At 71.5% G+C, this 20,256-nt stretch carries 22 protein-coding genes; 11 read left to right on the top strand and 11 right to left on the bottom strand.

Translation table 11 applies throughout. The features are described from left to right. Nucleotides 1-49: 49 nt before the first annotated feature. Nucleotides 50-223 (top strand): CsbD family protein, encoded by a 174-nt coding sequence (locus ACFYNX_RS10705; protein ID WP_388659908.1) that lies wholly within the window; start codon nucleotides 50-52, stop codon nucleotides 221-223. 160 nt (nucleotides 224-383) lie between these two features. Here ACFYNX_RS10705 and ACFYNX_RS10710 read toward each other — a convergent pair whose 3' ends face one another. Further along, nucleotides 384-848, bottom strand: coding sequence for an ATP-binding protein (locus ACFYNX_RS10710; protein ID WP_388659911.1), 465 nt, complete (start codon nucleotides 846-848; stop codon nucleotides 384-386). A gap of 169 nt (nucleotides 849-1,017) precedes the next feature. On the opposite strand from ACFYNX_RS10710, the gene ACFYNX_RS10715 reads away from it, so the two are divergent. Then, nucleotides 1,018-1,386: an STAS domain-containing protein gene (locus tag ACFYNX_RS10715; protein WP_388659914.1), complete on the top strand. Its 369-nt coding sequence runs from the start codon at nucleotides 1,018-1,020 to the stop codon at nucleotides 1,384-1,386. A gap of 315 nt (nucleotides 1,387-1,701) precedes the next feature. Here ACFYNX_RS10715 and ACFYNX_RS10720 read toward each other — a convergent pair whose 3' ends face one another. Further along, nucleotides 1,702-2,112, bottom strand: a complete 411-nt coding sequence (locus ACFYNX_RS10720) for a nucleoside 2-deoxyribosyltransferase domain-containing protein (protein ID WP_388659916.1) — start codon at nucleotides 2,110-2,112, stop codon at nucleotides 1,702-1,704. Then, nucleotides 2,109-2,582, bottom strand: a complete 474-nt coding sequence (locus ACFYNX_RS10725) for an HIT family protein (protein WP_388659919.1) — start codon at nucleotides 2,580-2,582, stop codon at nucleotides 2,109-2,111. Before ACFYNX_RS10725 ends, ACFYNX_RS10720 begins: the two co-directional genes overlap by 4 nt. Before the next feature lie 1,707 nt (nucleotides 2,583-4,289). Here ACFYNX_RS10725 and ACFYNX_RS10730 point away from each other — a divergent pair. The 3 genes from ACFYNX_RS10730 (at nucleotide 4,290) to ACFYNX_RS10740 (ending at nucleotide 6,656) form a co-directional block, all read left to right on the top strand. Then, nucleotides 4,290-4,937 (top strand): hypothetical protein, encoded by a 648-nt coding sequence (locus ACFYNX_RS10730; RefSeq protein ID WP_388659922.1) that lies wholly within the window; start codon nucleotides 4,290-4,292, stop codon nucleotides 4,935-4,937. Between the two features lie 450 nt (nucleotides 4,938-5,387). Next, a complete protein-coding gene (locus tag ACFYNX_RS10735) occupies nucleotides 5,388-5,612 on the top strand; it encodes a hypothetical protein (protein ID WP_388659925.1) in 225 nt (74 codons plus the stop codon). Nucleotides 5,613-6,077: 465 nt separating this feature from the next. Beyond that, entirely contained in the window at nucleotides 6,078-6,656 is a 579-nt protein-coding gene (locus ACFYNX_RS10740; RefSeq protein WP_388659928.1) for a hypothetical protein, read from the top strand. Between the two features lie 516 nt (nucleotides 6,657-7,172). On the opposite strand, the gene ACFYNX_RS10745 is transcribed toward ACFYNX_RS10740, so the two are convergent. The 3 genes from ACFYNX_RS10745 to ACFYNX_RS10755 all read right to left on the bottom strand — a co-directional run bounded on the left by ACFYNX_RS10745 (nucleotide 7,173) and on the right by ACFYNX_RS10755 (nucleotide 10,109). Then, the gene (locus tag ACFYNX_RS10745) at nucleotides 7,173-8,138 is read right to left on the bottom strand and encodes a polyprenyl synthetase family protein (protein ID WP_388659930.1); all 966 of its coding nucleotides are present in this window, start codon (nucleotides 8,136-8,138) and stop codon (nucleotides 7,173-7,175) included. A 146-nt stretch (nucleotides 8,139-8,284) separates the two neighbouring features. Beyond that, complete coding sequence (locus ACFYNX_RS10750) at nucleotides 8,285-9,436, bottom strand: tetratricopeptide repeat protein (RefSeq protein ID WP_388659933.1); 1,152 nt, start codon at nucleotides 9,434-9,436, stop codon at nucleotides 8,285-8,287. A gap of 301 nt (nucleotides 9,437-9,737) precedes the next feature. After that, nucleotides 9,738-10,109, bottom strand: a complete 372-nt coding sequence (locus tag ACFYNX_RS10755) for a winged helix-turn-helix transcriptional regulator (protein ID WP_388659936.1) — start codon at nucleotides 10,107-10,109, stop codon at nucleotides 9,738-9,740. Nucleotides 10,110-10,184: 75 nt separating this feature from the next. On the opposite strand from ACFYNX_RS10755, the gene ACFYNX_RS10760 reads away from it, so the two are divergent. Continuing rightward, complete coding sequence (locus tag ACFYNX_RS10760) at nucleotides 10,185-10,595, top strand: Rid family hydrolase (protein WP_365542012.1); 411 nt, start codon at nucleotides 10,185-10,187, stop codon at nucleotides 10,593-10,595. Nucleotides 10,596-10,670: 75 nt separating this feature from the next. Here ACFYNX_RS10760 and ACFYNX_RS10765 read toward each other — a convergent pair whose 3' ends face one another. Then, nucleotides 10,671-11,267 (bottom strand): NADPH-dependent F420 reductase, encoded by a 597-nt coding sequence (locus ACFYNX_RS10765; protein WP_388659939.1) that lies wholly within the window; start codon nucleotides 11,265-11,267, stop codon nucleotides 10,671-10,673. 69 nt (nucleotides 11,268-11,336) lie between these two features. Then, complete coding sequence (locus ACFYNX_RS10770) at nucleotides 11,337-12,197, bottom strand: inositol monophosphatase family protein (RefSeq protein ID WP_388659942.1); 861 nt, start codon at nucleotides 12,195-12,197, stop codon at nucleotides 11,337-11,339. Between the two features lie 146 nt (nucleotides 12,198-12,343). On the opposite strand from ACFYNX_RS10770, the gene ACFYNX_RS10775 reads away from it, so the two are divergent. Further along, nucleotides 12,344-13,243, top strand: a complete 900-nt coding sequence (locus tag ACFYNX_RS10775; protein WP_388659945.1) for a LysR family transcriptional regulator — start codon at nucleotides 12,344-12,346, stop codon at nucleotides 13,241-13,243. A gap of 97 nt (nucleotides 13,244-13,340) precedes the next feature. On the opposite strand, the gene ACFYNX_RS10780 is transcribed toward ACFYNX_RS10775, so the two are convergent. After that, complete coding sequence (locus tag ACFYNX_RS10780; protein ID WP_388661508.1) at nucleotides 13,341-14,336, bottom strand: NADP-dependent oxidoreductase; 996 nt, start codon at nucleotides 14,334-14,336, stop codon at nucleotides 13,341-13,343. Nucleotides 14,337-14,462: 126 nt separating this feature from the next. On the opposite strand from ACFYNX_RS10780, the gene ACFYNX_RS10785 reads away from it, so the two are divergent. Continuing rightward, entirely contained in the window at nucleotides 14,463-15,041 is a 579-nt protein-coding gene (locus tag ACFYNX_RS10785) for a TetR/AcrR family transcriptional regulator (RefSeq protein WP_388659948.1), read from the top strand. A 325-nt stretch (nucleotides 15,042-15,366) separates the two neighbouring features. Next, nucleotides 15,367-15,699, top strand: coding sequence for a hypothetical protein (locus tag ACFYNX_RS10790; RefSeq protein ID WP_365542021.1), 333 nt, complete (start codon nucleotides 15,367-15,369; stop codon nucleotides 15,697-15,699). Nucleotides 15,700-15,886: 187 nt separating this feature from the next. On the opposite strand, the gene ACFYNX_RS10795 is transcribed toward ACFYNX_RS10790, so the two are convergent. After that, the gene (locus ACFYNX_RS10795) at nucleotides 15,887-16,552 is read right to left on the bottom strand and encodes an NAD(P)H oxidoreductase (RefSeq protein ID WP_388659951.1); all 666 of its coding nucleotides are present in this window, start codon (nucleotides 16,550-16,552) and stop codon (nucleotides 15,887-15,889) included. A gap of 104 nt (nucleotides 16,553-16,656) precedes the next feature. Between ACFYNX_RS10795 and ACFYNX_RS10800 the strand changes: the two genes are divergently transcribed. Continuing rightward, on the top strand, nucleotides 16,657-17,595 hold the full coding sequence (locus ACFYNX_RS10800) for an AraC family transcriptional regulator (RefSeq protein ID WP_388659955.1): 939 nt from the start codon (nucleotides 16,657-16,659) through the stop codon (nucleotides 17,593-17,595). 856 nt (nucleotides 17,596-18,451) lie between these two features. Here ACFYNX_RS10800 and ACFYNX_RS10805 read toward each other — a convergent pair. Then, nucleotides 18,452-19,090, bottom strand: a complete 639-nt coding sequence (locus tag ACFYNX_RS10805) for a maleylpyruvate isomerase family mycothiol-dependent enzyme (RefSeq protein WP_388659958.1) — start codon at nucleotides 19,088-19,090, stop codon at nucleotides 18,452-18,454. A 283-nt stretch (nucleotides 19,091-19,373) separates the two neighbouring features. Between ACFYNX_RS10805 and ACFYNX_RS10810 the strand changes: the two genes are divergently transcribed. Continuing rightward, a complete protein-coding gene (locus tag ACFYNX_RS10810) occupies nucleotides 19,374-20,216 on the top strand; it encodes an RNA polymerase sigma factor SigF (RefSeq protein ID WP_388661511.1) in 843 nt (280 codons plus the stop codon). Nucleotides 20,217-20,256: the final 40 nt, after the last annotated feature.

A 20,256-nucleotide genomic window follows, 5' to 3' on the forward strand; every position in this document is an offset into this window, starting at 1 on the left:
TAAGGCGGGGTGGCGGGAAGAGGATTTCGCGAAGCGAAGGGTGGTTGTCATGGCCGGGGACGAGAAGGTTCAGGCGAAGGCCGAGCAGGCCAAGGGCAAGGTCGAGGAGGCGGCGGGCAGGGCGGTCGGCAACGAGCGGCTGACCGCGGAGGGCCGTGCCGACCAGGCCAAGGGCGATGCCCGCGATGCCAAGGAGAAGATCAAGGACGTGCTCACCGACTGAGCGCTACGCAAGACCGGGCCCCCACCCTCTCCCCGGGTGGGGGCCTTTCGCATGCCTGGTGAGACCTGCACCGGAACCGTTCCGCGCCGCACCGCACGTACCCAACGGCCCCGCGCCGGAGTCGTAGAACACCAATCGCGCGGGGCCGGCTTCTACGCCGCTATGCCGCGCCGGGGGCGTCGGTCAGGGCGAGGCGGGCGGTGACGCGTTTGCCGACCGGCTCCCGCTCGACGGACAGCTTCTCGGCGACCTTCTTGATGATCTCCAGACCGTGATGGCCCGCTCTGCCAGGATCCGCGGCACGCGCCACCGGAACGGCCGGGTCGCTGTCCCACACCACGACGTCCACACCACTGGCGCCGATGCGCAGCTGCATCAGGACCGGCCCCACAGCGTACTTGTGGGCGTTGGTGACCAGTTCGCTGACGACCAGCTCGGTCGACTCCCGCAGCCGCCGCGAGATCGGCAGACCGTACTCGGTGCGGATCTTCTCCAGAAAAGCCACGGCGTGGCGACGAGCGGCCGCGATGCGGCTGCCGCCACCCTCCAGCGTGTAATCGGACCGCGCCAGATGGCCTTCCGGCCAAGGCTGGGCACCGCTGTCATAACCGGCATCGAGTTCCACGTGATCCGTCCTCCCTCTCGCTCACGCAGCGCGGCTACCCGACCGAATGATCCTTAAATCGGCGCAGAGCGATCATGCCCCGTCCGGGTGTATTCCGTGTTGGCCGGTAGGGCAGAATCGCCCGTGCACGCCCGGATTCGGGCAAGCCGGAGCGCAGTCGAGGAGATACATGACCAGCAACGACAAGACGGGCCAGGTCGAACGGCTGTCCGTAGCGCACCGCGTGGTCGACGGCATCCGGGTCGTGACCCTGCGAGGAGAGATCGACCACACCGCCAAGGACACCCTGGCCCGCGTCCTGACACCCCAGGACGATACGGCGGTGTCACCCCGGGTCGTGGCGGACCTGACAGGCGTGAGCTTCATGGACTCCAGCGGCATCAATGCCTTCATCCTCGCCCACCAGCACCTGACCGCCCAGCAGGGCTGGCTGCGGATCGCCGGCGCCCAGGAAGCCGTCCGGCGCGTCCTGCACCTGATCGGCGTCGACACCGTCATCGACTGCCACCCCACCGTCGAACAAGCCCTGCATGCCTGACACAGCAGCACACCGTGAAACACCAGGTAGGGGCGGCCACCCGGGGGCATCCCGGTAGCCGCCCCTGCTGGATGCGCCAGGCAGATCAAACAAGAGCGGAGCAGGTCAGAACCTGGCGGCCGATGAGATGGTGCTCGATGTCGACACCGTACGCCCCGTCCCACGCCTCCCAGACGAGCCGGCCGACAGTCTCGGCCGCCGCGACACTCCTTTACGGGACTACCAGGGCGCCTCAGCGACGGTGGCCAGGGCGAGGGCTTCCGCGACGGTGTCGGCCGGGGTGGTGCGCACCGGGACGCCGAAGCGGCCCGCCACTTAGATCAGGTATCGGTTGCGCTCCGGGCTGGGGCAGTCGTCCGGCGCTCCGAGGACGGCCCGGCCACTGGGGGCGTCGAGGCCGGACTCGACGTTGGTGGTGAAGCCCGGCAGAACCTTCACGTCGCGGGGGATCCAGAACAGGATCGCGCTCGCACCCTCGCGGGCCCTGGTCTCCCAGTCGACCTGGTGCTCGTAGCGCTCGGCGCGCTCACCGTGCCGGGATTCGGGGCTCAGGGCGGTCAGCAGCTTCGGCCCGGTCCGCTGCCCGGTCAGGAGCCGGACGGCCTCGGGCCGCCAGGACGGTACCGGTGTCCGCTTGTCGAGGGTGGGCCCGGCGAGGAACACCGACGGGCCGCCCGCGGGAAGGGGTTCGCGGGCCATGACGAGGGTGACGGCACTGGTGTTCATGCGGTGGCTCCGTTCCGCGCGGTAGCGCGGGCAGCGTGCTGCGGGGTCCAAGGCAGGGGCAGACCGTCGCCCTCGGCGCGGGGCACGATGTGGACGTGGAGGTGGAAGACGCTCTGCGTCGCCTCGGTGCCCTTGGAGGTGATCAGGTTCGCGGCGCCGTGCTCGGCCATCAGCTCGGCGGCCCGGCGCATCACCACAACGGTCACCTCCGGGTCGGTGCCGGCGTCCTCGACGTGGACGCGGGGCAGGACGAAGACGTGCCCGCTGTTCACGCCGCCGCTGCGCGGCCGGACCGCGAGCGCGTCCGGCCACTCGCGGACGACGAGCGCCGGGGCCCGCCCGGCGGCGATGGCACAGAAAATGCAGCGCTCGACGAGATCGCCGAGGGCGGGAGCGTCGTGACGGACATCGGCCGAGTAGGGACGAGTGGCGGCGACGGGGTCAGCCCCGTTCAGGAGTGTGGTCTGCATGTCTCCACCCTCCCGGCCCGATGAAGGTCTGGAAAGGAGTTGCCCGTTGCCTCCGAGAACACGCAACAGGAAACGAGACGCGGCGTATCAGGGTGTGCGCGCGGGAGGCGGGTCAGCCGTGGGCGGGGCCGACCGGGCCAACGGGATCCTGGCTCCAGTCCAGTCCTCACCCCCTTCAGGTCCGGTCGTCGTTCTCGCCGCGGTCGGCGGGTGAGCGGGGCGCGGCCAGTGCGGGTGGCTTCGGGACGGGTAGGAGAGGCGGCTTTCGTCCCGCCTCCGCGAGCAGGGCAAGGACGGCGGCAAAGCAGGCGGTTCGCCACCTGGCCCGCGCTTCCTTCGACAGATCCGGCGGGACGAGCAGGCGGCACAGAAGCCGCCTGGACGCCAGGCCCCGGGCGTCGGCCCGGCGAAACGCGTCAGGGCGTGGGCGCTGTCCTCCGTCGGATGGCGGCGACGGCCAGTACGGCACCGGCGATGCCCCACGCCACGCTGGGGTGCGAGTCGTTCAGCTTGTATCCCACCGCACTGAAGAGCAGGAACAGCGATAACCCGTAGACCGAGGCAAATCTTCTGGCCCTCATGAGAGCAACCCCCGAAGTTCTCGTCGTGGTATGGGGGCGGGGGCCGGACAGCCTGTGACCGCCCGGCAGGGTGAAGAAAGCGGCCCGGCGGTACTGCGTCCCGGAAAGTGCCCCGGGCGCCGGGCCTGACCCGTGCACGCCATATCGGCACGGGCTGACACGGACCCCCATGTGCCCCAGACCTCAGCCATGGTTCCGGAACCCGGGACCGGAACATGCCGAACGGCCCGCACCACCCCCCAATGATGCAAGCCGCCCGACAACCCGAGAACCTGCCCGCAGGGGGTACAGGCAGGCCCCTCTCTTCACAGCGCTCCCGTACGCTCCACCCCCGCATGCCCCTGAACCCGCATCCCACACCCCGGGCTCCCCGGGGAAGTCGCTCAAGGCGTGTCGCCGGTGGGGTAGAAGCGGCAGGCGACACCCGGACCGGGCCTGCAGGCCTCGCTGGGGCGCGGGGCGTACAGCGCGCGACCGACAGCTCGGCCCTTTCCGCCTCGCGGAGGGACGCGGAGGCGCCCTCCCGCGAGGCGGGCATAAGGCGCAGGGCAGACGATCGGAGACGGGCCAGTCGATGTGCACCCTCCGGCGGATCAGCGCGGTGATGCTGTCGACCCGGCACGTAAGCGGCTGTTCTCGAGTGAGGTGGCGCAGCGCCCGGTACACGCCGTCGCGCAGTCGGCCGTCGGTCATCGCGGTCGCCGGCTCCTGCAGTTCGTCGAGAAGCTGCCCAGCGCTGGACAGCGCGGCGTCGGCGAGCGGTCCTTCGGCGAAGCCGTCGCGGACGTACGGGCCAGGTTCGATGAAGGTCGTGGTGACGGTCTTCTCCGCCCGGCCTCGCCGGTCTCCCGGGTGGAGACGCGGTCGCGGGACCGAGCGGGCGGGAACACGGGGCACCGACCTCGTTAGCGTCGCGGCGCAGCGGCCGAGCGGGGACAGACGCGGCGTGGATCGAGCCGAATCATCGTCATGGTCCGGCCCCATGGGGTCTGGCCCTGCGTGAAGCGGAGTCTCCGGTCCATGGTCGGGGCACCGTGCGTGTTCCGATCAATGGCACGCCCCCCTCTAGGCTGTGCTCCGGTCGGGCCCGGGTGCGGGGCCCCGGGGGGTGGAGAACAGGGTGTCCGTGGAACGTCACATAGCGGGGGTACTCCAGCAGATCGCCCGTCAGCAGGGCATCGTTGAGATCGCCCCTCAGGGCTCCGCGCCGAAGGCGGCCGCTCTGGCGCATGTGGCGGAGCAGTACGGCTACATGTACGGCACGGCGTACAGGACCGGGTTCAAGAACTCACTGGTCCAGGTCAGGATGTACCGGGACCCGCGGCCCGACGCGCGCGTCCGTGAGGCGGCAACCATCACTGCCCATCCGCGGGCGGGCAACGGCGGGACAGTGCCGGGGCTGAAGCAGGGCTCGTTGAAGCCGCTGCCCGAAGCGGCCGGTGACGTGGCGGTGCTGAGGGATCTCATCACTTTCGACGTCATGGCCCTGTACGTCGCCGACCGGAGCCAGAAGCTCCTGGTCTACCTCGCCTGCGCGGTCCTGGCCGTCCTGATGTTCATCGACAACAGGTCGCCGGTCGAAGCGGTCGCCTCCGGCGGGGCGGTCGCACTGCTGTGCACCGTGGCGTTCAAAGTGGGCACGGTCCGCCGCAGGATGATCGCACGGCGGCTGACGGACGCCGGGTTCCTCACGGTGCGCGACGAACAGGGCAGCCGGCGGTTCCTGCGCTCGGAGCAGCAGTTGCCCGACCACACCGACCGGTTCACCACCTGAAGGCCCCGCCCCCCGTCATCGCGAAGTTGCCTGCGCTCTCCACCGTGCCCGAGCAGGCACTCCGCGCGCGGGTGATCACGGCGATCGGGTCGGGCGAAACCCTCGCGGCCGCCCGCAGCGCAGAGGAGCTCCACGCGAACCGGATGCTCGTGCTCGGACTCTGGCGCGGGGTCCGTCACGAAATGGCTCAGCCGGTAGGTGGTCGGATCCGCCAGGCGCCCGCACGCGTGTCCATCCGGATCATCGCCCCGCTGACTCCGGCCTCCCGGAGACGGTCCCACCTCGTACGCGTCTTCGCCGGTCCGAAGTCTCAACGACCGCTTTCCACTGTCCCGCCTCCGAGGACGGTCGGTGACGGTCCGTCTGGACGGAAGGCACGCTACTGGGCTTGATCCGCTTTGACGGGCATCAGTCATCAGGGGCTTCGGTCCCGGAAGGATGATGTCCGTCATGGGGAGCATGAGGAAGAAGCCCCGCCCTCGCCGCTCGTTCGCGTCGGAGTTCAAGGCCGAGACAGTCGAGCTGTGCCGACGCGGGGACCGCTCGGTCGGTCAGGTCGCCGAGGACTTCGACCCGACCGAGACCGCGGTGCGGGACCGGGTGAAGCGGGCCGAGGTCGACGCGGGCGAACGCGACGGCCTGACCGGTGGCGAACGCGAGGAACTGGCCGCGTAGCGGCGGGAGAACCTCAGGCTGAGAGGTCGTTTGCGCAGGGGCAGGTGTTCTGCTCCCCTGCGCCGGGAAGGCAGGCTTGCACCGGCTGTCCGACCTCGGTGCACAGCCCGCACCAGTCCTCGTTCCTCCGCACGCCGCCCGTCACCGCGCGCCACAGCGCATCGGCTGTGGTCGCCAGGCTCTCGGCCCGCTGCGTGAAGCAGCGCGCGGGCCAGTGTGCGTATGCGTCCGGCGGGCATCCCGGGGCTGCGTCGTGCCCGCGTCAGGAGAGCTGCGACGCGGGGCGACACGCAGGGGTCGTCGAGGATGCGCACGTCCATGCGCCGGCGGGCCGGCTCGGCCGTCACGCCGACTGCCGGTCATCTCGTCCTCTCACGGCTCACTCCGACGAAACCCGCCGAGCCCGCCTAGTAGTTGGCGTGAGGGGCCAGGGGTGTTGTCAGTGGCGGCCGGTACGTTGCGTCCATGGGTGTCTATCTGGTGAGTGTCACCGCACAGGACTGGTCGCAGCCCGGGGAGGACGGGTACGGGGACGTCGCCGCCGCGCTGAACACCGAGCTACAGCGGCACGGGCTGCCCCCTTACGAGCTGCCGCACGCCGCGCAAGGAGTGCCGGGCCAGTTCGAGGAGAAGGTCGGTCCGTCCATGGACGGCTTCGTGGCACTGTGCGGAACACTGCTGACCGAGGCGGAGCTGTCGGCCCTCCTCGACTGGAGCGTGCTGGTACCCCTCGCGCTGGAAGAGACAATCGTCCTGCCCGTCGGTACCGCGTGCTCCGGTGAGGAGACCGTGGTCACTGGAGCTCAGCGGGTGCTCGCCCTGGCCGAGCGGCTCGCCGGCGCCGTCGAACTGCCCGTGGGCGCACTGCCGTCGGGCAAGGTCCTCGCGCTGAGCCGGTGGTTCATGGACGGCGGGGCGGAACGAACCGCCCGGACACAGCCGGGACCGTGGGCCGAGGACCGGGACGCAGCCTTCTACGTAGCGCTCTACCTGCGCGCCGCGCAACACTCCGTCCGACACGGCTGCCCCATGACCTACTCCTGAGTACCGATGCTCATCCTCTTCACCGAATCGCAGGGTGCGGAGGGCTGATGGCATGCCGGTTCTGTCGCCCGGGGCGGGAGGTCATCGTGGCCACTTCATCGCCGGGCATGCCACGACCGGGCAGCTCGTCTCCACCGTCCTGCGCCGTGCGCTTGCCGAGTCCGGAGGCGTGGGTCGAGGAAGTGCTGCGGCGCGAGCCGCCCGTCGTCTCGTGGCGCCGGGTCACCGCACGCCCGCCGGAGCTGGGCGGCGGTGTGGAACTCCCCGCCGGTGTCGAGCTGCTGCTGATGCTCGTGGGCAGCGGTTCGGCTCCGGTCGTCTTCGACTCCTCCTGGGCAGATGGTTCCCAGCCGCGCGAACCTTCTCCACCGCCTCGCCTTCGCCGTGGGCAGCCCGCCGCCTGCCCGTCCGGCTCGGGCCCTATGCGGCGGTGGCGCCCGCGCTCGGTCCGCTGTCCTTCCGCGCTCCACTGCGGGCCCCGTCGTCGACGAGGTGATCACAAAGGCGGAACGTCGATCACTCGGTCCGGTCGAGCACGTACGTGAACAGCCCGTCCAATTGCTGTACGGCGGTGTGCGTGAGGGACGCGTCGTGCAGCGCGCGGCGGGCGGTGTCCAGGTGCCGGCGCGCTTCGTCACGGGTCGCGGTCCGCCCGCCCAGCTCCTCCACGAGTGCCGCGACGTGTGCGGCGGCCTCGTGGTCGAGCATCCGGGGAGGGTCGAGCAGCGCCGCCAGTTCGTGCGCGGCCCTGCCTCCGCCGGCCAGTGCGGCGAGCATCGGGAAGGTCTTCTTGCCCCTGCGCAGGTCGGCGTGGACGGGTTTGCCGGTCACGGCGGGGTCGCCCCAGATGCCGAGGATGTCGTCCACCGCCTGGAAGGCGAGGCCGAGATGGCGGCCCGCCCGTTCGAGCGCGGTCGCGGTCCGGTCGGGGGCGCCGCCGAGGATCGCGCCGAGCGCGACGGCGCAGCCCAGCAGGGCGCCCGTCTTGTGTTCGGCCATCGACCGGTACTGCTCCGGTCCGACCGCGCCGGGGCCGTACCACGGACGGTGTTCGAAGCGCAGGTCCTGCGCCTGGCCGGACACCAGCGTGTTCAGGGTCCGGCAGAGGCAGCGGACCGCAGCCGCCGCGTGCCGGCCCGGGGCCTCGGCCAGGGTGGTCACGGCCTGGGCGAGAAGCGCGTCGCCGGCGAGGACGGCCGGGCCGGTCCCGTACGCCTTCCACACGGCGGGCCGCCGCCGGCGCAGGGCGTCGCCGTCCATGATGTCGTCGTGGAGGAGCGAGAAGGTGTGCACGAGTTCGACGGCCACGGCGCCGGGGACGGCCTCCGCGCCATCGGCCCCGACCGCCTCCGCCCCGAGTACGACGAGCGCCTGGCGCACTCCCTTGCCCTCGGATCCCCCGGCATCCGGAGTACCGGTCGTGTCGGACCAGCCCAGCGCGTACGCCGCCATCTCACCGGTCCACGGATGGAGGCTGCCCACCGCCTCCACCAGCGCAGGCCGGACGAGTGCACGACAGCGCTCCAGGACACGAGCCGGCTCTGCGTCGTGATCACGAGAGGAAGGCACCGTGGCCACGACTGCAGCGCCCGGCGAGTACAGGGGCGAGAGCCGTGTCGGGACGGCGCTCACCGCAGGCCCTCCACATCGGCGGCCCGGAGCGCCTCGGCCCCGGCCGTTGGCAACACGGGCCTCGCGGCGCCCCGCTCGTGGCCGCCGGGGTCCGGCAGCGGCCCGACCTCCAGTTCGGCCGCTGCCTTGTCCACCATGTCCCGGGCGTGCCGCAGCCCGATGCGGTCCAGTGTCGAGCGCAGTTCGGCCAGGTCCGCGGCAGTGTGCGCGGCGTCGCGGCCCAGATGGGCGGAGGCCTTGACCAGCCCCAGTCGTGACAGCGCCGTCCCGCGAGGCTCGTCCATCTCCTGGAACTCCTCGAGGGCCAGCGCGTACATCTCACGGGCCTGCTCGTAGCGGCCCGCCCGGTACAGCACGTTGCCGCGCATCTTGTGGTTGTAGGCGAGCGCGCTGGACAGCCGCATCTCCCGGCAGGCCTCCTCCGCTCGGGACAGCAGCGACAGGGCGCGTTCCACGTCGGCGTCGCGCACGGACACCACGTCCGCGATGCCGCGCAGCGCCCATGCCCACCCGCGCCGGTCCTCGGCTCGGGACGCCGTGTCGGCCGCCTCCTCGAACAAGGCGAGGGCCTCGTCGTATTCGCCGGTGTTGCGGTGCATCTGCGCGATGCCCTCCAGCGCCCACACCGTGTGCCGAGCCTCGCCCCGGCGGCGGGCCTCGGCAAGGAGTTGCTCGTGCAGCCTCCTCACCGCCGCGTAATCGCCCTGGATGCGCCCGGTCTCGGCGAGCCCCGCCAGCGAGTAGCCGCGTACGACGACGTCACCGCCCCGCTCGCCCGTCTCGGCGGCCAGCCTCAGCAACCGGTACGCCAGCCTGAACGCACCCCGCTGTCGGGCCAGCGTGCCGCCGCTCCACAGGGCCCACGCCATGGCCCCCTCGTGGCCGGCCGAACGCGCCGCCCGGTAGCTCGCCTTCCACGCCCGGTCGGCCTCCTCTATGCGCCCGAGCCTGCGGCAGGCCTCCGCCACGGCCAGCCCGCAGCGCGCCTCCTCCCGGCGGTCCCCGGCCTGTTCCGCCGCCCGCAGCTCCTCCATGCCCCGGGCCAGTACCTCGGGCAGTGAGGCGTTCACCGACAACGATTCGAGAGCCCCCTGGTACTCCGGCGCCGATGCCTTCGCCCGCCTCGTCTCGCGCACCTGACCTGCCATCACGCTCCTCCTCGTGTCGACCCGACGATCAAGCCGACGCGAGAACCAAGACGGCGACCGCGGGCCGGGGTTCCCTCTCGGTCGAGAAGTCCGCCTCCGTACGGACGCGGGGTCGTCCTCAAGTGCTACGCGGCTGTCGGCGACTCGTCAGCGAGACGTACGCCGAGGCCCCCGGGCCAGTCGGTTTCGCCTGCTCCTCCATGCGCCTTCGGGTGCCGGGCTCACCACCGATGTCGGCCTGCAGACCCTGCGCCGTGCCCGGTTGCTGCCTGCTGTCGCTCCGGCAGGAGACAGCAGGGCATCAGGGCCGGGCTTCGTCGCGGTCGTCGAAGTCTTCGCGGGCGCGCTGGATGGCGGGCATGTTCCGAGAGGTCCAGGCCAGCAGTACGTCGATGGGATGCCGGAGGGTCTTGCCGAGGGGCGTGATGCGGTACCTGACTGCCACGGGGCGGGTGGAGACGACCTCGCGGTCGATCACGCCATTGCGTTCGAGGCGTCGTAGCGTCGCGGTCAGCGACTTCTGGGTGACCCGGGGAATGGCTCGGCGCAGTTCGTTGAAGCGGCACGGCCGCTCGCAGAGCTCGCTGAGGACGGCGAGCGACCACTTGTCGAGGATCTGGTCGAGCAGCTCGCGGTGCGGGGCATCGATGCGGACTTCGTCGGCGGTATCCATGGCGAAACCTGGTCTCGTTGAAGTGTCTTTCTGACATTAGGTAGCTTCGCGATACCCAGCACGGAAGAGGGACCCATGGCTGTTCACCACTTCACTCCGCACGGCATGCTCCGGCAGGTTCCTTATCACCACGTCGCCGTGGGCACCGGAACCAAGCACGTACACGTCAGCGGCCAGATCGCGCGCCGGCCCGACGGCACCCCTGTCGCACCCGGTGATCTGGCCGGGCAGGTCGCTCAGGCACTGCGCAATACCGCCATCGGGTTGGCCGGCGCGGACGCGACCTTCTCGGACGTACTGCGTCTGACGTTCTACGTGACCCGATGGGCTCCGGAGAAGATCGGCGAGTTCATGGCCGGCGTGGAGGCCGTAGCCGCCGAGATCGGTCTCCCCACGCCCTTGCCTCCGGCTTCGCTCATCGGCGTCGACCACCTCTTCGAGCCGGATGTGCTCGTCGAGGTCGAGGCGACCGCACTCCTGGACTGACATCTTGTGTCGGCCTGCTCGGCCCGCGACGACCGTCCCGGGCGGTCAGCCCGGCGGGGGTGTGCCGTGTGCCGATCAGCGGGCGATCGATATCGCGAAGGGGACGAACCCGGTGGCCCGCATCACGTGCGGTACGAACAGGATCGCGGCCTCGGTGGCGCGGGCGGTCTCGATCCCGCCGAGGTCCGTGATCCATTCCCGCTGCCAGCCGAGGTCGCCGAGCAGTCGGCTCACCGTCTGCTTGGCCTCCGCGTCTTCGCCGGAGAGGAAGGCGGTCGGTGCCTGGCCGAGTGCGGCGGGTGCGGTCATCACCGTGTAGAGCATGGTGTTGAGCGTCTTGACGACGTGGGTACGAGGGAGGGCGTCCTGGAGCCGCTCGGCGAGGCTGGAGCCGGGGTGGATCAGGGCGGTCGGCAGTCCGTCCGGCCCGTCGACGGTGGCATTGGAGACGTCCACGAGGATGCGGCCCTCCAGCTCCTGGCGCAGCGCGGTGAGCCGTTCGAGCGATCCGGCGCCCGGGGTGGCGTTGATGACGATCTCCGCTGCCTGTGCGGCGGCGGATGCGGCGCCCGGCGCGCGGTCCGCCACGGTCACCTCGTGGCCGGCCTGGGTGAGGGCCTTCGCGAGGCTGCCGCCGACGCGGCCGTTTCCGAGAACGGCGATCCTGGTCATGGTGATGTGGTCCTTCCGGTGGGTGCAACGGCCCTGAGGATTGGTGCTGGTACTGCTGGGAGGTGGGGGTCAGCGGGAGAGCGTGGTGACGGCCTGGGCGTGCACGCCGGGCGCCGCGGCCAGGAAGCTCTCGCTCTCCGGGGTCCAGGGACGCCCCTCGGTGTCGGAGACGCGTCCTCCGGCCTCGCTGACGAGCAGCGCCCCGGGGAGCAGGTCCGCGCGGGCGCCGGAGAACTGCCAGAAGGCGTCGATCCGGCCGGCGGCCACGTTCAGCAGGTGCAGGGTGGCGGGCACGGAGGTCCGCACCACGAGCGCGTCGAACAGCATCGCGGTGATGGAGGAGCCGGTGCGCCGTACGACCTCGTCGGCCTCGTCCGGCCTGGCCTGGCTCGTGGCCACCAGGCTGAGACCGAGGTCGTCGGCTCCGGACACGCGCAGCGGGCGGCCGTCGAGTTCGGCGCCGGCCCCGGCGAGAGCGGTGTAGGTCTCACCGGTCGACGGCACGTGCACCGCGGTGAACACCGGCTGGTTGTCGCGCACGAGCGTGGCGGTCACCGCCCACTCCGGCAGGGCGTGCAGATGATTGACGTTGCCCTCGGCCGGATCCAGGACCCACCACTCGCCCGGCGGCAGAGCCCCGCCCGCGAGTTCGTCCTCCACGAAGCGGGCGTCCGGACGCAGGAGGGTGAGGCGGGGGCGCAGAACGCCGAGAGCCGCCTCGTCGTTGACGGCCAGCGCCCGCATCAGTTCCTCGCGGGTCCGGTGGGGGACCACGTCGCCGAACCGCTCCCGCAGAACTGCGGCGGCGGCGCGTACGGCGTCCACGGTCCCGGCGAGCAACTCGGCGTCGGACACGGAACCGGCGGCGGTCCCGGCCGCGGTGAGGGTTTTGTTGGTGGCGGTCCCGGCGGTCTGCGTCGATTCGGGCATGGCGATTCTCCTATACGAGAGGGCACAGGGGGAGGTGGCCGGGCGAGAGCGGCGTATCGCCCTTCGCGGCCGTGTTCGGTACCTCGACGATAGGAAGGCGGACGATTAACGACAAGTGCATGTCAGGAACGTCTAGCATGACTCCCATGCAATTGGATTTGAATCTGCTCGCCGCACTCGACGCGCTCCTGGAGGAGGGCAGTGTGGCCGGGGCCGCCGAGCGTCTGCACGTCACCGCCCCCGCGATGAGCCGGAGCCTCGGCCGGATCCGGCGCGCGACGGGAGATCAGATCCTGGTGCGCACCGGGCGCACGATGACACCGACGCCGTACGCCGTCGCCGTCCGGGCGCAGGTGCACGAGTTGCACCAGCAGGTCCGGGGCGTCCTGGCGCCGAGCCGCGAACTCGACCTCGCGACACTCGATCGCACCTTCACGCTCCGCTGGCACGACGGACTCGTCGCCCTCGGCGGCCCCGCCCTCCTCGCGGCCGTCCGCGAGGAGGCGCCGGGCGTGCGGCTGCGGTTCGTCGCGGAATCGAGCGGTGACACACCCGAGTTGCGTCGCGGAGAGGTCGACCTGGAGGCGAACGCGAACCGACCGGCCGCACCCGGGATCCGCGCCGAACGGGTGGCGGAGACGCGGCACGTCGTCGTCGTGCGGAAGGGGCACCCGCTCGCCCTGGCCGAGACCGTCACCGCCGCGCGGTATGCCGAGGCCGAGCACATCACCGTCTCGCGGCGCGGAAACCTCGGCAACGCCCTCGACGACGCCCTGGCGCGGCTGGGCCTCACCCGCCGGGTCGTGGCGACCGTGCCCACGGAAGCGACGGCCTTCGAGTTCGTGCGCGGTTCCGACCTCCTCGTCACCGCCCCCGCCTCGACATCACGCGCGACGGCCGGGGCGCTCGGCCTGACCCTGCTTCCACTGCCCCTCGAACTGCCCCCGGCCGCCGTGTACGTGTCGTGGCATCAGCGCTACGACACCGACCCCGCGCACACCTGGCTGCGCGGTCTGGCCCGGACCGCCCTGGCGTCCTCGGTGTGACCCGAAGCCTTCGCGGCACCGAGGGGGCGACGCGGCCGCCTCCATGGCGCCCGTGCGCCCCGGAGACTCGGCGGCAGGGCGGTCGCTCCCGACCCGTTCAGGCGATCGTCAGGACGATCTTGCCCTGGAGGTGCCCCTCGGCGGCCCGTTCGTGCGCCGCGCGGGCCTGCGCGAGCGGGTGGACGCTGTCCACGGCCACGCGAAGAACGCCGGTGTCCACCAGGGCGGCCAGTTCCGCCAGTTGGGCCCCGTTGGCCCGCACCTGGGTCCCGGTGACGGTGATGCCGAGCCGTGCGTTCTCCTCCTCGTCGAACTCCCCGACGTACACCGGGAACAGTGACCCGCCGCGCTTGAGGGTGGGGAGGAGGCGGCGGCTCGTGGGCCCTCCGACCGCGTCCAGCACCACGTCCACGTCCCGGACGACGTCCTCGGGACGCCGCTTGGTGTAGTCGATGTACACGTCGGCCCCCAGGTCGCGCAGGAACCGCTCGTGGACGCCGGAGGCGACGGCGATGGTGCGGGCTCCCTTCCAGGCGGCCAGTTGCAGGGCGAGGTGGCCGACTCCGCCGCCGGCGCCGTTGACGAGCACGGTCGTGCCGTCGAGGCCTACGGGCCGGTGCCCGGCGTCCTGGAACGGGGACGGGTGGTCGTGACCGACGTCGATCAGGTACTGCCAGGCCGTCAGGCCCGACATCGGCAGTGCGGCGGCGTGGACGTGGTCCACGCCGGCCGGCTTGAGCGCGAGGTCGCCGGCCGGTGCGGTGACGTACTCGGCGTACGTGCCGCTCTGCATCAGGTCGGGGAAGCGCAGCAGGCCCATCACCTCGTCCCCGGGCGCGAACGCCCGGACGCCGTCGGCGACGGCTTCCACGACTCCCGAGACGTCCGTCCCCGGGATCAGCGGCAGGTCGAAGGAGGGTCTGAACGCGTCGGGAACGCCGGGCATGCCCTCGCGCACGTACCAGTCGGGCGGGTTGAGGCCCGCCGCCGCCACGCGTACCAGCACCTCGCCCGGTGCCGGTACGGGGACGGGGACCTCCTCGTACCGCAGCACATGCGGGCCACCGAACGCATGCAGCCGGATCGCATTCATCCTGGTGGGAGTCATCGTCGTCCTCCGCTCACAGCGCGGTTACGCTTATCCGGATCACTGAACCAGGTAAGTGGTTCAGTGATCCGAATATATGGATCACTGAATCGTTCGGCAAGGAGGGGTGCGGTGCGTGCCGACGCCCGGAGGAATCGGGATCACCTGCTCACCGTCGCGCGTCCCGCCGTCGTCGAGCACGGCATCGACGTGTCGATGCGGGACGTCGCACGCAGGGCCGGGGTCGGTCTGGCGACGTTGCTCCGGCACTTCCCCACGCGCGAGGCCCTCATGGAGGCGCTGCTGCGCGAGAGCTTCGAGGAGCTGACCGCCCGCGCACACGATTCAGCGGCGTCCCGGGCACCCGCCGACGCGCTCGTGACATGGGTGCGCGAGTGCGTCGCGTGGACGACCGAGTACCGGGGTGTGACCGTGTTGATGGCGGCCGCCATCGAGGACCCCGACTCCGCGCTGCACACCTCGTGCGTCGCCCTGCGCGCGGCCGGGGCCGGGCTTCTCCTCCGCGCGCAGGAGGCGGGAGCGGCCCGTGACGACCTCGACGGCGAGGACCTCTTCGCCCTGATCGCCATGTTGGCGTGGACCGGTGACCAGCCCGCGCTCGCGTCCCGCGCCGATCGTCTGCTCCACGTCGTCGTGCGGTCCCTGCTGACGGACCGGGGCGTTCTTCCCGGTATCGGCGAACCGGCGTAGACGACCGGCGGCAGGCCCCTCGGGCGCCGAGGTGGCCGCGTTCGCCGCCGGCGTTCGGGATGACCAGTGCCTCGGCGGGGCCACGATCGCAGCGGATGGCGTGAGAGGTCGTCGCCGAGAGGTAAGCCGTCCGGTCCGTTTCGATCCGGATGACGCGTTCGCCGGGGTCGCCGGTCCCCTCTTCCTCGGCGCCCTGGTCACGGCCCTGCTCCACCGAACCCGCAGCACTCCGCCGATGACGATCGCGAAGCACCGACGGCCACTTCGGCGAGGCCGATGCGACGTCTGGCCGACACCGGCCTCTTCGCCGGGCTAGGTTGAGGCGATGAGCACTTACCTCGTCACCATCCCGGTCGGTTTCGAAGAGGAGCCGGACAGCAACTTCATCAGCGACCTCAGCGAGGCCCTCGGGAAGTACGCCCCGGCCGGCAGTACGTTCGCCCCGCAGGTGGGACAGTTCGAGTTCTACCGGCGCGGCACCGACGGAATCCACACCTTCAACCTCCTCGTCGAAGCAGACGATCAGGCCGGCGCGGTGAACGAGGGCCGCAAGGTCCTCAACTCCGCTCTTCTCGACATCGGTCAGACGGTGGAGACCGCTCGGGTGGACACGCGCACCCTCCATGCCGAGCCCTGGAACGCCGCGACCGGCGACTGACCGGCTCCCTGGCGAGTCGAGAAGCCCCTCCGCACCGAGGGGCTTCTGCCGTGCCCGGCCGAACGGCTCGGCAGCCCGCACGCGTCGGATCTCGGCCGACTACGGCCGCGTCAAAGGAGGAACGACGTGCGGAGGGCCGAAGGGCACGCCGTCAGGATCCCGCCGACAACGGGTGTCGGTGGCGGAATCACCGTGAGGTGATCGATGTGAGGAACTCCTGGGCACGCCGGTCGAGATCGGCGTACTGCGCCTCACGATCGGCGCCCGCGACCGCTTCGCCGACCAGGAGGTTGCCCTCGGCGTCGACGCTCTGCGGGCGCTCCTCCGCGTCGGTGAGCAGGCCGACGGTGGAGTGGGAGAAGCCGCAGTAGTAGGCGATGCCTTCGTTCAGACTGTTCTCGAGGACGGTCCGCATCCCCTTCACCAGGGGATCGTCACTGGTCGCGCCGGCCAGGCCCAGCCAGAGGATGCGCTTGCCGGCGAGACGGGGCTCGCTGCGGCCGTAGGCGAACCCGTAGTTCCACACGCGGTCGATCCAGCCCTTGAGGATGGCGGGCACGCTCTGCCAGTACACCGGGAAGACGGCGACGACGACGTCGGCGTCGAGGAGGCGCCGCATGTGGGCGCGCACCTCGTCCGAGTACGGCTTGTCCCTGTTGCCCCAGTCCGGCTGGTCCGAGCTGTTCATCCGGGGGTCGAAGCCCTCGGCGTGCAGGTCGAGCACGTCGATGCGGTATCCGGCGGCTTCGAGCCGGGTGGCGGCACGGCGGGCCGTGTGCGCGGTGAGGGAGTCGGCACGGTGGTGTGCGACGACCACGAGGGCTGTCCTGGTACGGCTGTCCTGCTGCGGCACGGTGTCTCCCGGCTGGTCTCGGTCGATTCGGTGAGTCCAGTACAGCCGTGGCGGTGTGGATGATCCATGGGAGGAACGCTCCGGAACATAGGAGATCGTCTACGGTGTCCTGTGTGGATCCTTTGAGTTCGCTGCTGAGCGGCATCCGGGCCGAGGGCTCGGCCGTCAGCCACGCCGTACTGACGGCGCCCTGGGCCATCCGCTTCGCCGACGACGCTCCGCTCACCATGATCAGCGTGCTGCGCGGCGGGGGCACCCTGGTGCTGTCCGACGGCGCCGAGCGGGTGATCGGCGCGGGCGACACGGCCGTCGTGAGCGGGACCGCGCCGTTCCACCTCGCGGACCGTCCCGCCACCGTCCACGGCCCCCACGCCGCGTACGAGATCGCCTGCTTCGGCACGGACGCCGAGTGCTCCGGCCAGGACCTCGGCGGTATCCACTGGGGTGCCGACTCGGCGGAGGCGACCGCGTTGGTCGTGGGTGCCTACCGCGCCTCGGGCCACCGCCACGAGCGGCTCCTGCATTCCCTGCCGCCCGTCCTGGTCGTCCGGGAGGACGCCGAGGTCTGTGCCTGGCTGGAGACGGCCGCCGCCGACGCCGCCCGTCTCCCGGCGGGTTCGCAGGCGCTGATGGACCGGCTCCTGGACTGGGCGCTGGTGTGCACGCTGCGCAGTTGGTTCGACCGGGCCGGGGACGGCGCCCCCGGCTGGTACCGGGGGCTGGCCGACCCGGTCCTCTCCCCCGCCCTCCGGGCCTTCCACGACCGACCCGCCGAAACGTGGACGGTGGCGTCACTGGCCGCCCGGGCCGGTGTGTCCAGGGCTCTGTTCGCCAAGCGTTTCACCACGCTGATGGGCCAGCCACCCCTCGCCTACCTCACCCGGTGCCGCATGGACGAGGCCGAGGCGCTCCTGACCGGCACCGACCTCAGCATCGCCCAGGTCGGAAGGTCGGTCGGCTACGCCGACGCCTTCGGGTTCAGCGCCGCGTTCAAACGCCACAGAGGCGTGAGTCCCCGCGCGTTCCGCGCCGCGGCGGCCTGAGCTCCGGGTCCGGCGTCAGGCCTCCCCCTCTGCCGGGTGCGCGGAACCGGTGGCGTGTCCGTCGGCGTCGCGCCCCCGGGCAGTTCGAGCACGGGACCGACGAGGACGGCGCAGTGGCGGGAAAGGTGTTCCCGGCGTCGGTGAAGGCGTCGGGCGAAGGGGTCGACACCTGTCGGCGCGACTCCGCGTACCGGGCCGACGTAGACGGCTCACTGCCCGGCCCCGTCCAAGCCGAGGAGCGCGGGCTGCGGACGCAGCCCGGTGGGGAGGGGAGGAAGTTCACCCGCGGGGGCGCGGGACGGAGCAGCGCGGACAGTCGGAGCGGGCAGCCGGAGAAGGCCGGGCCCTCCGGGTGCCCGGTGCGGCCCGTCACCTGACAGCGGGCGTTCCACTTCGTCCGCCGGCACCGGGCGAAAGCGGGAGACTGCGCGACCGGGGGCGCGCATCCGGAGCGCGGTCTCGCCACCGAGGTGGGCGAGCAGGCCGTGCGGGCGGGCGGCCCGGACCCGACGAGCACCTGGTCACCGGCCGGCGTCGTCCCGTACGTCCCCCGTGATGTACGGCATCGCTGCCCGTCCTCGTCCGGCACGCGGCATCGACCGCGTCCCGGCTCACGCGCCCATGGTGGAGCCGCCCGAAGCGGCGGACCATGCCCGTGCGGGGGGGCGCGTGGACGCACAAAAGGAGCACGACCGGCGCGTCCGGGCCTCGGGAGTGCCCCGGCTCTCTTCCGAGGGGGCCCGTGCGCGGGGCCGTCCTCGGGGTCGGACGTGATCACCGGTGTCCCGTCGCGGGCCGTGACGGCCCGGGGGCAGATGCCGACCGTCCCGTTTTGTTTCCGCCGGGTCGGTCGGCTTCAGGCCAGGGCCCGCAGTCCGGGGCCGGTGAGGTCGGCCAGGGCGGTTCGGCGGCCGCTGACGGCCAGGAGCAGACGGAGCGCGGGGCCCGTCACGGCCGGGCCGGTGCCGGCCGTGAATCCGGTGTCCGTCGCGGTGAGCCGCACCCCGGTCAGCAGCTCCCGGGCGCCGCCGAACGCGGCGGGGGTACGGGCCTGGAGCCGGAGCGCCCGCACGACGGCCTCGTGCGGGTAGGCGCGGGCGAGCCCCAGCGGCCCGCGGATGTCCTCGCCGTGGACGATCTCCTCCACCAGACGGCTGTCGAGGGGGCCGGGCGGGCCCGAGGTGCGCGACGCCGCCCGCTCCAGACGGCGCAGCGTCTCTTCCGGGGTCGTCCCGCGCCCGCGTTCGACGCCCGCCGCGTTGTGGCGGTCGAAGTCGAACCCCGCCCGCGCGAGATCCTTCAGGAAGCCCAGGCGGGTCGTCCTGGCGTTGTCGACGAGGTGGGCGGCCACGTCGTGGACCGTCCATCCCTCGCAGAGGGACGCCGTCCGCCACTGCGCGTCGCCGAGGACTGCGAGATCGTCGATCAGCGCGGCGCGTTCGGCATGGACCATCGCCCAGACGTACCTCTTCGGGATCTTCCTCTTCATGTTCATGGTCTTCTCTCGTTCCGCCGGCCACGGGTGGCTGGGAGAAGAGACTCCGCGACCGTCCCGGACTCATCGCCGGGTACGGGCTCGGGACGGTGAAGGCGCGCCGTACACCGTCCCGACCGGGTTCGTGCGCGGCAGGGGCCGATGTGGAGTCCAGTCCTCAGGAATCGCTCGTCCGCTCATGGAGTGCGCGCTTCATGTGCATGCTCGGCGCTGTCCGGGGTAAGCGGGGCTCGTCGCCCCCGAGGGCGAGGGTCGGCGAGTTCGGCAGGGGGCGGAGAGCATGATGACGGTGGCGGAGACCGGCACGAGGGTTCGGGACGTCGAGCTGCCGGTGGTGCCCGATCCGGCGAAGGTGGCGCCGAAGGACGCGCGCTCGCTGTCGAAGCGGTTCCTGGAGCGGCTGGCGGTGCTGGAAGAGGGCACGCCCGAGCACCAGTACGCGCGGAACACGTTGATCGAGATGAACGCTTCTCTCGTCCGTTACGCGGCAGGCCGGTTCCGCAGCCGTGGGGCCGACGAGATGGAGGACATCGTCCAGGTCGGCACGATCGGTCTGATCAAGGCGATCGACCGCTTCGAGCTGTCGCGCGAGGTGGAGTTCACGACCTTCGCGATTCCGTACATCGTCGGTGAGATCAAGCGGTTCTTCCGTGACACCTCCTGGGCCGTGCACGTGCCGCGTCGTCTCCAGGAAGCCCGCATCGAGCTGGCCCGCGCCACGGAGGAGCTGCGCTCCCGCCTGGACCGCAGTCCGACGGTCGGGGAACTCGCCGAGCTGATGAACCTGTCCGAGGAGGAGGTCATCGAAGCGAGGATCGCCTCCAACGGCTACCACTCCGCCTCGCTGGACGCCACCCTCTCCGGCGACGAGGACGGCGAGGCGGTCCTGGCGGACTTCATCGGCGCGCAGGACCCCGCCATGGAACTGGTCGAGGACTTCCACGCCCTGGCGCCCCTCATCGCGGAACTGGACGAGCGGTCGCGGCAGATCATCCACTGGCGGTTCGTCGACGAACTCACCCAGGCCCAGATCGGAGAGCGGCTGGGCCGCTCGCAGATGCAGGTCTCACGGCTGCTGGCGCGCACCTTGAACCGTCTGCGCGAAGGCATGCTCACCGCCGACTGAAGGCCCCGCCCACGCACCGGCGAGGCCCGAGCACCAAGGG

The organism is Streptomyces sp. NPDC007872, from assembly GCF_042868165.1.
GTDB lineage: Bacteria > Actinomycetota > Actinomycetes > Streptomycetales > Streptomycetaceae > Streptomyces.

Excerpts from the sequence above, each read along its gene's own strand:
- ACFYNX_RS10780 (WP_388661508.1), bottom strand. The coding sequence starts at position 14,336 with ATGAATGCGATCCGGCTGCATGCGTTCGGTGGCCCGCATGTGCTGCGG.
- ACFYNX_RS10770 (WP_388659942.1), bottom strand. The coding sequence starts at position 12,197 with ATGCCCGAATCGACGCAGACCGCCGGGACCGCCACCAACAAAACCCTC.
- ACFYNX_RS10740 (WP_388659928.1), top strand. The coding sequence starts at position 6,078 with ATGGGTGTCTATCTGGTGAGTGTCACCGCACAGGACTGGTCGCAGCCC.
- ACFYNX_RS10735 (WP_388659925.1), top strand. The coding sequence starts at position 5,388 with ATGGGGAGCATGAGGAAGAAGCCCCGCCCTCGCCGCTCGTTCGCGTCG.
- ACFYNX_RS10705 (WP_388659908.1), top strand. The coding sequence starts at position 50 with ATGGCCGGGGACGAGAAGGTTCAGGCGAAGGCCGAGCAGGCCAAGGGC.
- ACFYNX_RS10775 (WP_388659945.1), top strand. The coding sequence starts at position 12,344 with ATGCAATTGGATTTGAATCTGCTCGCCGCACTCGACGCGCTCCTGGAG.
- ACFYNX_RS10790 (WP_365542021.1), top strand. The coding sequence starts at position 15,367 with ATGAGCACTTACCTCGTCACCATCCCGGTCGGTTTCGAAGAGGAGCCG.
- ACFYNX_RS10720 (WP_388659916.1), bottom strand. The coding sequence starts at position 2,112 with ATGAACACCAGTGCCGTCACCCTCGTCATGGCCCGCGAACCCCTTCCC.
- ACFYNX_RS10755 (WP_388659936.1), bottom strand. The coding sequence starts at position 10,109 with ATGGATACCGCCGACGAAGTCCGCATCGATGCCCCGCACCGCGAGCTG.
- ACFYNX_RS10715 (WP_388659914.1), top strand. The coding sequence starts at position 1,018 with ATGACCAGCAACGACAAGACGGGCCAGGTCGAACGGCTGTCCGTAGCG.
- ACFYNX_RS10725 (WP_388659919.1), bottom strand. The coding sequence starts at position 2,582 with ATGCAGACCACACTCCTGAACGGGGCTGACCCCGTCGCCGCCACTCGT.
- ACFYNX_RS10750 (WP_388659933.1), bottom strand. The coding sequence starts at position 9,436 with ATGGCAGGTCAGGTGCGCGAGACGAGGCGGGCGAAGGCATCGGCGCCG.
- ACFYNX_RS10760 (WP_365542012.1), top strand. The coding sequence starts at position 10,185 with ATGGCTGTTCACCACTTCACTCCGCACGGCATGCTCCGGCAGGTTCCT.
- ACFYNX_RS10765 (WP_388659939.1), bottom strand. The coding sequence starts at position 11,267 with ATGACCAGGATCGCCGTTCTCGGAAACGGCCGCGTCGGCGGCAGCCTC.
- ACFYNX_RS10805 (WP_388659958.1), bottom strand. The coding sequence starts at position 19,090 with ATGAACATGAAGAGGAAGATCCCGAAGAGGTACGTCTGGGCGATGGTC.
- ACFYNX_RS10810 (WP_388661511.1), top strand. The coding sequence starts at position 19,374 with ATGACGGTGGCGGAGACCGGCACGAGGGTTCGGGACGTCGAGCTGCCG.